General features: G+C 73.3%; 7 protein-coding genes. 4 read left to right on the forward strand and 3 right to left on the reverse strand.

From position 1 onward, the window contains the following. Nucleotides 1-3: 3 nt before the first annotated feature. Entirely contained in the window at nucleotides 4-843 is an 840-nt protein-coding gene (locus tag H531_RS0109375) for a carbohydrate ABC transporter permease (protein ID WP_022799090.1), read from the forward strand. Here the strand turns inward: H531_RS0109375 and mltG are convergent. Genes mltG through H531_RS0109390 form a run of 3 tightly spaced genes read right to left on the reverse strand, consistent with a single transcriptional unit; the run spans nucleotide 828 to nucleotide 2,893 of the window. Beyond that, complete coding sequence (gene mltG / locus H531_RS0109380) at nucleotides 828-1,841, reverse strand: endolytic transglycosylase MltG (protein ID WP_022799091.1); 1,014 nt, start codon at nucleotides 1,839-1,841, stop codon at nucleotides 828-830. The genes H531_RS0109375 and mltG overlap by 16 nt on opposite strands. After that, entirely contained in the window at nucleotides 1,825-2,232 is a 408-nt protein-coding gene (ruvX, locus tag H531_RS0109385; RefSeq protein WP_022799092.1) for a Holliday junction resolvase RuvX, read from the reverse strand. Before ruvX ends, mltG begins: the two co-directional genes overlap by 17 nt. Then, nucleotides 2,213-2,893, reverse strand: a complete 681-nt coding sequence (locus H531_RS0109390; protein ID WP_028490777.1) for a hypothetical protein — start codon at nucleotides 2,891-2,893, stop codon at nucleotides 2,213-2,215. The genes ruvX and H531_RS0109390 overlap by 20 nt, the downstream gene beginning before the upstream one ends. Nucleotides 2,894-2,938: 45 nt before the next feature. Between H531_RS0109390 and H531_RS15115 the strand changes: the two genes are divergently transcribed. The 3 genes from H531_RS15115 (at nucleotide 2,939) to H531_RS0109405 (ending at nucleotide 8,621) form a co-directional block, all read left to right on the forward strand. Beyond that, nucleotides 2,939-6,829, forward strand: coding sequence for a GAF domain-containing protein (locus H531_RS15115; protein ID WP_022799094.1), 3,891 nt, complete (start codon nucleotides 2,939-2,941; stop codon nucleotides 6,827-6,829). Next, nucleotides 6,819-8,060, forward strand: coding sequence for a GGDEF domain-containing protein (locus H531_RS14280; RefSeq protein ID WP_022799095.1), 1,242 nt, complete (start codon nucleotides 6,819-6,821; stop codon nucleotides 8,058-8,060). The genes H531_RS15115 and H531_RS14280 overlap by 11 nt, the downstream gene beginning before the upstream one ends. Before the next feature lie 99 nt (nucleotides 8,061-8,159). Continuing rightward, nucleotides 8,160-8,621 carry a DUF5602 domain-containing protein gene (locus tag H531_RS0109405; RefSeq protein WP_022799096.1) on the forward strand — a complete coding sequence of 154 codons (462 nt, stop codon included), beginning with the start codon at nucleotides 8,160-8,162 and terminating at the stop codon, nucleotides 8,619-8,621.

An 8,621-nucleotide genomic window follows, 5' to 3' on the forward strand; every position in this document is an offset into this window, starting at 1 on the left:
GCCGTGGGGAAGAAGCTTCCCCTCCTCCTCTTCTCCCTTCCCGCCCTCCTCCCCCTCCTCCTCTTCGTCCTCTACCCCTTTCTGGACGTCCTCCGCTTCTCCACCTGGGACTGGTCGGGGCTTTCTGAGCCTAGGCCCGTGGGGCTCAAGAACTACCGGGACCTCCTCCAGGACCCCGCCTTCTGGGGAAGCCTCCTCGTGACCCTCAAGTTCATGCTCCTGGCCCTGCCCCTCTTCCTCGGCCTCTCCTTGGCCTTGGCCGTGGCCCTGGAGGGGATGCCCTACGAGCGCCTCGCCAAGAGCCTCCTCTTCCTCCCGGGCCTCGTCACCCTGGGCGGGGCCACGCTTTCCTGGTACACCCTCTTCACCCCGGAGTACGGGGCCTTAGCCCAGCTCCTCCCCCTCCCCCGCTGGGACCGGGAGGGGTTCTGGGCCCTGGCCATGGTGGTCCTCTTCACCCTCTGGCGCCACCTGGGCTACGGGGTCCTGGTGGCCTCGGCAAGGCTCAAGGCCATCCCCAGGGCGCTCCTCGAGGCCGCCTACGTGGACGGGGCGGGGCCTTGGGAGGCCTTCCGCTTCGTGGTCCTCCCCCTCATGCGCCCGGCGGTGGCCTTCCTGCTGGTGGTGGGGACCATCCTCTCCCTCCAGTCCTACGCCGCCGTCTTCCTCCTCACCCGGGGCGGGCCCTACGGGGCCACGAGGGTTCTCGGGTACTACCTCTATGAGGCGGGCTTTGAGAGCTTCCGCCTGGGCTACGCCGCGGCGGTCACCGTGGTCCTCCTCCTCCTCACCCTCCTCTTCGCCTACGCCCAGCTCAGGCTCCTCCGTCAGGGGGAGGCGTAGCGGTAGCGGGCCAGGTCCCGGAGGTGGGCCTCAAACTCGGTGTTGAGGAAGAGCCTCCCCCGGGCGTGGAAGAAGTAGAGGTAGGGCTTCCCTTGGGGGTCGGCCCGGACGGGGTTCAAGACGGCAAGGAGGGCCTTGCGGCCGGGGTTTCCGATGGGGCCCGGAGGGAGGCCCCGGTAGCGGTAGGTGTTGTAGGGGGAGTCCACGGCGAAATCCCCCGCCCTCCGGGAAAGCTCGGGGAGGGGCTTGCCCAGGGCGTAGGCCACCGTGGGGTCCGCCTGCAGGGGCATGCCCCGCGCGAGCCGGTTCAGGAAGACCCCGGCGATGTAGGGCATCTCCTCCTCGTTTCCCGCCTCCTGCTGGACGATGGAGGCCAGGGTCACCCAGGCGTGGACGGAAAGCCCCTGCGCCTCCAAGGACCTCCGCACCCGGGGGGTGAGCTCGGCCTGGAAGCGGCGGAGCATGGCCCCCACCACCTCCTCCGGGGTGGCGAGGAGGTCAAAGGTGTAGGTGGCGGGGAAGAGGTAGCCCTCGAGGCCCTCCCCCTCCACATAGGGGGGCTTCAGGGCCCCCGGGCGCTCCACGAGCCTCAAGAAGCCCTCCCCGTCCAACCCCGCCCCGGAGAGCCTGCGGGCGTAGTCCACCGCCCTTTCCCCCTCGGGGAAGGTGAGGGTGACGCTTAAGGGCCTCACCCCCCCGGTGAGGGCCCGGGCCAGGCGGAAGGCCCCCTCTCCCTTCAGGCGGTAGACCCCGGGGACGAGGCGCTCCGCCCTTCCCGAAAAGCGCAGGTAGGCGGCAAAGAGGTGGCCCGAGCGCAAGAGCCCCGCCTCCTCCAGGATCCGCGCCGCCTCCTGCCCCGTCGCCCCCTTGGGGATGCGCACCAGGGCCTCCTTGCCCGTGGGGCCCAGGAGCCAGAGGGCGTAGAGGAGGAGGAGGGCAAAGGTAAGGAAGAGGGCCAGGACCCCCGGCCAAAGCCACCGCCTAGACCCCTCGGGCAAGGTACCCCTCCAGGAGGATCACGGCCGCCATCTCGTCCAGCTTGCCCTTATCCCTCCGCACCCGCTTGGGGGCGTCGGCGAGGCGGCGTTGGGCGAGCCTTGTGGTGAACCGCTCGTCCAAAAGCTCCACCTCCATCCCCCGCGCCCTCAAGGCCTCCACCAGGGGGAGGACCCTCCGCGCCTGGGCGCTTTCCTTGAGGTCGGTGCGCAAGGGTAGCCCCACCACCAGCTTCCCCAGGCCCTCCCTCCGGACGAAGTCCAGCAGGGCCGCCACGTCCTCCTCCAGGGTCCTGCGCACCAGGTACCCCCGGCCGAAGGCGAAGGGGCGCCCCTCCTCCCCCACGGCCAGGCCGATCCTGGCCTCCCCCACGTCAAGCGCGCCCACCCGCATAGGCGCTCCGATCCGCCAGGACCACCCCCAGGTAGAGGAGGAAGGCCCCGAGCAGGCGGCCAAGCTCCTCCAGGCCCGCCACCCCGAGGCGGTTCAGGGCGCTGGTGGAGGCGAGGACCAGGGTGGCGAGGAGGATCAGGCCCGTGCCTTGGGCCCGCAAAGGGTTGGACCGCCGGAAGAGAAGGGTGGTGTAGAGGGCCACCCCGGCCATCAGGGCCGTGCCCAGGAGGTTGAAGGGGAGGGTCCAAAGCCTGGGGGAGAAAAGGCCAGGAGGGGGGAAGGCCACCCCAGAGGGGGCGTAGGGCTCGGGGAGGCGGGAGAGGTCCAGGGGGGCTGTGGCCACCAGGTAAAGGCCCCAAAGGAGGAGGGGGCTTAGGGCGAGGAGGAGGGCCCGGGCCGCCCTGGGGTTGAGGAGGGCCAGGCTCCCCAGGCCCAAAAAGGTCACCCCGTGCATGGCCCCGGTGAGGTACCAGAGGCGGTAGAGGAAGGGGGTCCAGGCCCCCTGGAGCCGGGCCAGGGCCTCGAGGGAGAGGGCCAGGGCGAAGAGAAGGAGGCCCAGGGCGTAGAGGGCGTTGTGCAGGGAGGGACGGGCCCGGTAGCGCCTAAAGGCTAAGGCGAAGAGGAGGAGGCCAAGGAAGGCCGCCCCTAAGCCGAGGACCAGCATGCGCCCATTCTACCCCGGGGAAGGCCTTGTAGAATGGAACCCGTGGTCTCCCTAAAGGGGCTACTGGAAGGCCTGGCCGAGGCCCTGGAAAAGGCCCCTCCCGAACCCCAGGCCCTGGCCGAGGCCGGGCTAAGGGCTCTCCTCCAGGGCTACGGGGCCCAGGGAGGGTGGGTGCGCCTCCGCCATAACGGCTACCAGCTCTACGCCTACGTAGGCCCCAAGCCCCCGGAGGAGGCCGACCTCACCCCCGAGGAGGCCTCAAGGCTCGCCCGGGGGGAGGTTCTGCGCTACCTCCTGCCCAAGGAGGCCACGGGCCCCGCCAGCCGGGCCTGGGGGGAGCAGGGCTACCGGGGCCTCCTCCTCGCCCCCCTCCTGGGGCGGGAGGGGCTTTTGGGCACCCTGGCCCTCCTCTTCCGCACCCCGCCCCCCGAGGGCGAGGCGCTTCGGGCCCTCCTCCCCCTCTTCGCCATCATTCTGGAAAGGGCCCAAAACGAGGAGGCCCTGGCCTCGAGGGAAAAGCTTCTGGAAGCGCTTCACCGCCTGGACCGGGCCCTCCTGCAGGACCTCCCCCTGGAGCGGGCGGCCGAACTGGGGGCGGAGGCGGCACGGGCCCTCACCGGGGCACGGGCGGCCACGGTCTCCCTCCTCCTGGAGGGTCGGCGAAGGGTGGTGGCGGCCTCGGGGGAGGCGGTCCTCCCCTTTGTGGGGGCCGAGGCCCCCCTGGAGGAGGGACCCCACGGGGAGGCCCTGAGGCGGAAGGCCCCCGTCTACCTGGAAATCCCCGAGAGGGACGTCCCCCCCTGGCTCCTCGCCCTGAGGCCTTTGGGGAGCGCCCTGGTCCTCCCCTTGGAGGCGGGCGGGGAGGTCCTCGGCTTCCTCTCCCTCTATGGGGTGGGCCAGGAGGCCCTGGGGCCTGCCCAGTCCGTGGCTCTCCAGCTGGCCCTGGTCCTGAAGCGGGAGGGGGACAGGGCCCTCCTCCGCGCCCGCCTCGCCGAACAGGAAGCCCTGCTCCGGGCCCTGAAGGCCCTGCGGGGGGCCAAGCGGCCCGAGGAGGTGGCGGAAACCCTCCTCCGGCTCGCCACCGAGACCCTGGGGGCAGACCGGGGAGCAGTCCTCCTCCTGGAGGGCGAGGCGCTCCGGGTGCGGGCGGCCTCTGGGGCCTTCGCCCCCTTCCTGGGCCTCGCCCTTCCCCGGGGGCGGGGCCTCTCCTGGGCCGCCCTGGAGGCGGGCACCCAAAGGACGCCGGACGCCGCCCAAGACCCCCGGGCCTACGCCCCGGAAGGGGCGGGCAGGATCCCCGGTCCCGAGCTCGCCACCCCCCTCCTGGACCCCCACGGGAAGGGGCTTGGGGTTCTCCTCCTGGGCCGGGGGGAGGGGCCTTTCCGCGAGGAGGAGGCCCGGCTGGCCGAGGCCCTGGCCGAGGCCGGGGCCGCCGCTCTCCTCCGGGCCCGGGAGGCCAGGGCCTCCGACCTCCTCCGCGAAGGGGCCCTCCTCGCCGCCCGGGAGGAGGCGCCCGAGGCCTTGGCCCAGGGCTTCGCCCGTCTCCTCCAGGAGGCCATGGGGGGCGGGCGGGTGGCCCTTTTCGCCCACCCCGAGGGGGGCCGGCCCTGCCGCTACCTGGGGGGCGCGGGCCTCCCGCCCGAGGAGGAGACCCGGCTCCAGGAGATCCTCCCCGAGGCGGGGGGGCTCGCCGCCCTGGCCCTGGCCCGGGGGGAGGCGGAGGGGGAGTGGCCCCAAGGCCTCCCCGCGGCCCCCACCCCGGAGGAGCGCGAGGCCCTCCGGCGCCTCCAGCCCAAGGCCCTCCTCGTCCTCCCCATCGGCGGCTTCGGGGTGGCCTACCTGGCCCCCGAGGGGGGCCTGGGGGAGGAGGCAAAGGCCCTCCTCGGGCGCCTCCTTAGCCTCCTGGCCCTGGCCTTCGCCCGGGGCCGGGCCCTGCTGCAGGAGCGCCGGGTACGCCAGGCCCTGGAGGCCCTAAGCCGGGTGGCCCCCGGGGACCTGGAGGGCCTGGTGGCGGCCCTGGCCCAGTCCCTTGGGGTGCGCTGGGCCTTCCTGGACCGCCTCCTGGGCGAGGACACCGCCCAGGTCCTGGCGGCCTACGGGGCCGGGGCCATGGCCTACCGCCTCCAGGGCACCCCCTGCGCCGAGGCCGCAACCCGGGGCTTCTGCGAGTACCCCCGGGAACTGACCCGGCTCTTCCCCGAGGACGACCTGGCCCGGGCCATGGGGGCCGAGGCCTACCTGGGCGCGCCCTTAAGGGGGCCCGGGGGACAGGTCCTGGGCCTGCTCGTGGCCCTGCACGACCGGCCCCTCCCCCCGGAAGAGGAGGGGGTACGGCGGGAGGTCTTCCTGGCCTACGCCCAGCGGGCCGCCCTGGAGCTCCAGCACCGGGAGGACCTCCACCGCCTCCAGACCGCGGCCGAGGTCCATGCCCTCCTGCGCGGGGCCGAGGACCGGGAGGCCCTTTACGCCCGGGCCCTCGAGGCCCTTCTGGGGCGGACCCGGGCCTCCACCGCCAACCTCTTCCTCTACCGCCCCGAGGAGGACGTCCTGGAGGTGGTGGCGAGCCGGGGCTACCTGGCGGAGAGGGCCCTGGGGCGGCGGCTCAAGCGGGGGGAGGGGATCTCCTGGAAGGTCCTGGAGACGGGCCACCCCCTCTACCTCCCCGAGGTGGCCCAGGAGCCCCAGGCGGTCTTCCTGGGCGGGGAGAGGACCCGGGCCGCCTACGCCGGGGCCCCCCTCCTGGACCCCAAGGGGCGGGCCTTCGGGGTCCTCTCCGCCGACACCGCGGCGAGAGGCGGGGTGCTGACCCCCGAGGACCTCCACCTCCTCCAGGCCATGGCCGAGGCCCTGGGGGCGGCCCTGGCCCGCCTCGAGGCCCTGGAGGAGGCCCGGCGGGAGGCGGAGCGCTTCCAGCGCCTGGCGGAGCTTTCCGCCCGCCTCGAGACCCTGGAGGCGCCAAGGGACCTCCTGGAGGAGACCCTGGGGGCCCTGGGGAGCCTAAGCGGCTTCCAGGCCGCCCTCTACTACGCCCTTACCCCGGAGGGCCTGGCCCTGGTGGCCCTCTCGGGGGAGGCGCCCGAGGCCTGGCTCTCCCTGGAGCGCGGCCGGCGCCACCCGCCGGGGGAGGGCCCGGTGGGGGCCACCCTCCTGGGGGAGATCCCTTACGCCCTCCTACCCCCAAAGGACGCGGACCCCGGCCCCCGGGCGGCGGCCTTCGCCCCCATCCTTCTCCAGGGGAGGCCCAAGGGGGCCCTGGGGGTGGTGGACTTCCGCGAGGGTCCGCGGCCCGACCCGAGGCCCCTCCTCCGCTACCTGGCCCAGCGCCTGGCCCGGGCCCTGGAGCGGGCCGCCCTCCTGGCCGAGCTCAGGACGAACCGCGAGGAGGCCCTGAAGGCCCTGGGCCTGGCCCTGGAGTACCGGGACCTGGAGAGCGCCGGGCACACGGAGCGGGTCACGGCCCTGGCCCTGAGGCTCGGGGAGCGGGTGGGGCTTTCCCAGGAGGCCCTCCTCGCCCTGCGCCTTGGGGCCTACCTCCACGACATCGGCAAGCTGGCCATCCCCGACGCCATCCTGCTCAAGCCCGGCCCCCTCACCCCCGAGGAGTGGGAAAGGATGAAGGCCCACACCACCCTGGGGGAGGCCATGGCCCGCCGGCTCGGCTTCCTGCCCGAGGCCACCCTGGAGGTGATCCGCCACCACCACGAGCGCTTTGACGGCTCGGGCTACCCCGACGGGCTCCGAGGGGAGGCCATCCCCTTCCTGGCCCGGGTCTTCGCCCTGGCCGACGTCTACGACGCCCTCCGCTCGGAAAGGCCCTACAAGCGGGCTTGGAGTCACGAGGAGGCCCTGGCGGAGATCGCCCGAGGGGCGGGGCGGCAGTTTGACCCGGCCCTGGCCCAGGCCTTTCTGGAGATGATGGGCTATGCGGGCTGAGCGCTTTCCCCTCCCCCTGGCCCTTACCCTCCTCGCCCTCTACGCCCTCCTCGGCCTTTTGGGCCTCCCGGAACGGGCCACCTCCGTCCTCCTCGCCGGGGTGCCCGCCCTCCTGGGCTTCGCCTACGGGCGGGGGGCCGGGGTGGGGGCGGCGCTTTTCACCTTCCTGTTGGACGCCCTCTGGGACCGGGGCTTCCGCGGGCTCGCCCTGGACCCGGACCACCTCTTCCTCCTCGCCGCCTTCTGGGCCATCGGGGAGGCGGCGGGGCGGCTGGGGCAGGCCTACCGCTTCCGGGAGCGGGCCCTGGCCCTCCTCTACCGGGCCTCCCGGGCCCTCTCCCGCCTGCCCGACGAGGCGGCGGTCCTCGAGGCCCTCCCCCGCCTGGTCCAGGGGGTGGTGGGGCGGGGGGCGGTGGGCCTTCTCGTGCCCGGGGAGGGGGGGCTTGACCCCCTGCACTGGCTCGGCCCCCCCTTGCCCCCGGGCTTCCGCTTCCCGGAGGCCTCCCTGCCGGGGGAGGCCCTCCGGGAAGGCCCCAAGGCCCGGGGGCGGGAGATGGCCTTCCCCCTCCTCGTGGAGGGGCGGCCCGCCGCCGTCCTCTACCTGGCCGGAACGGCCCCCCTCCCGGAGGGGCTCTTCCCCCTCCTTGTGAGCTTCAGCGAGATGGCCGGGGAGGTCCTCTCCAGGCGGCGGGCCTTAAGGCGCCTGGCCGAGGCCGCCTACACCGACCCCCTCACCGGCCTCCTCTCCCGGCGGGCCTTTGAGGAGCGGCTTAAGGAGGAGTGGTCCAGGAGCCGCAGGGAGGAGCGGCCTTTGGGCCTCGTCCTCCTGGACCTGGACGGGTTTAAGGGGGTGAACGACACCCTCGGGCACGCCGAGGGGGACCGGCTCCTCGTCCGGGTGGCCGAGGCCCTCAAAGGGGCCCAGCGGGCAGGGGACCTCCTCTTCCGCTGGGCAGGGGACGAGTTCGCCCTCCTCCTCCCCAACACCCCGGCCCAGGGGGCCCGGAGGGCCGGGGCCCGCTACCAGAGGGCGGTGGCGGCCCTGGGCGGCCACCTTGGGCTTCCCCTCTCGGCCAGCTTTGGCCACGCAGGCACCGACGAGGGGTACGAGAGTCCGGAGGCCCTTCTGGAGGCAGCGGACCGGAGGCTCTACCAGGCCAAGGCCCGCTGGAGCGGAGCTTCTCCAAAAAAGGTGGGCCAGAACCCAGACCCTCCCCTCGAGGAGGGGTAGCCTCCTCCCGGGCGCCCCAAGCCCCCACATCCAATCCTCCCCCCGTGCCCGTAGGGTGGGGTGGAGGGGCCCAAGGGGCCCCCGTTAAGGAGGTAGGTTATGCGGCGTCTAAAGGTTTTCGCTATCGGCTTGCTGGCGGTGGCCCTCGGCCTGGGCGTGGCCCAGATGACCCTGCGCTCCGTGCGCAAGGCCCCGCCCCCGGCCCCCTACGTGAACGTGAGCGAGGCCCTGAAGGGGGCGCTCCCCAACTTCATCCCCGGCCTCGGCACCCTCTACGTGGACCCCTCCAAGCTCCCCGAAGGGCCCTTCCTGGCCTACGACAAGGCGGGGAACCTGGTAAAGGTGGTCTTCATGGTCCCCCTCAAGAAGCTCAACGAGAGCCAGAAGTACGTGGACATCGGCACCCAGACCCTGAGGGCCCTGGGGATCACCCGCATGGACCACGTAAACCTCATCCCCTCGGGACCCCACCCCGGGGTGAACGAGCCCCACTACCACATTGAGCTGGTCCTGGTCTCCGTGGACCAGGAGCGGAAGGTGCTGGAGGGCGAGCCCTACTAA

Source organism: Thermus islandicus DSM 21543 (genome assembly GCF_000421625.1).
Lineage (GTDB): Bacteria > Deinococcota > Deinococci > Deinococcales > Thermaceae > Thermus > Thermus islandicus.

Bases quoted from the DNA above. Each gene is read 5' to 3' on its own strand.
- ruvX (WP_022799092.1), bottom strand. From the start codon at position 2,232: ATGCGGGTGGGCGCGCTTGACGTGGGGGAGGCCAGGATCGGCCTGGCC.
- H531_RS14280 (WP_022799095.1), top strand. From the start codon at position 6,819: ATGCGGGCTGAGCGCTTTCCCCTCCCCCTGGCCCTTACCCTCCTCGCC.
- H531_RS0109405 (WP_022799096.1), top strand. From the start codon at position 8,160: ATGCGGCGTCTAAAGGTTTTCGCTATCGGCTTGCTGGCGGTGGCCCTC.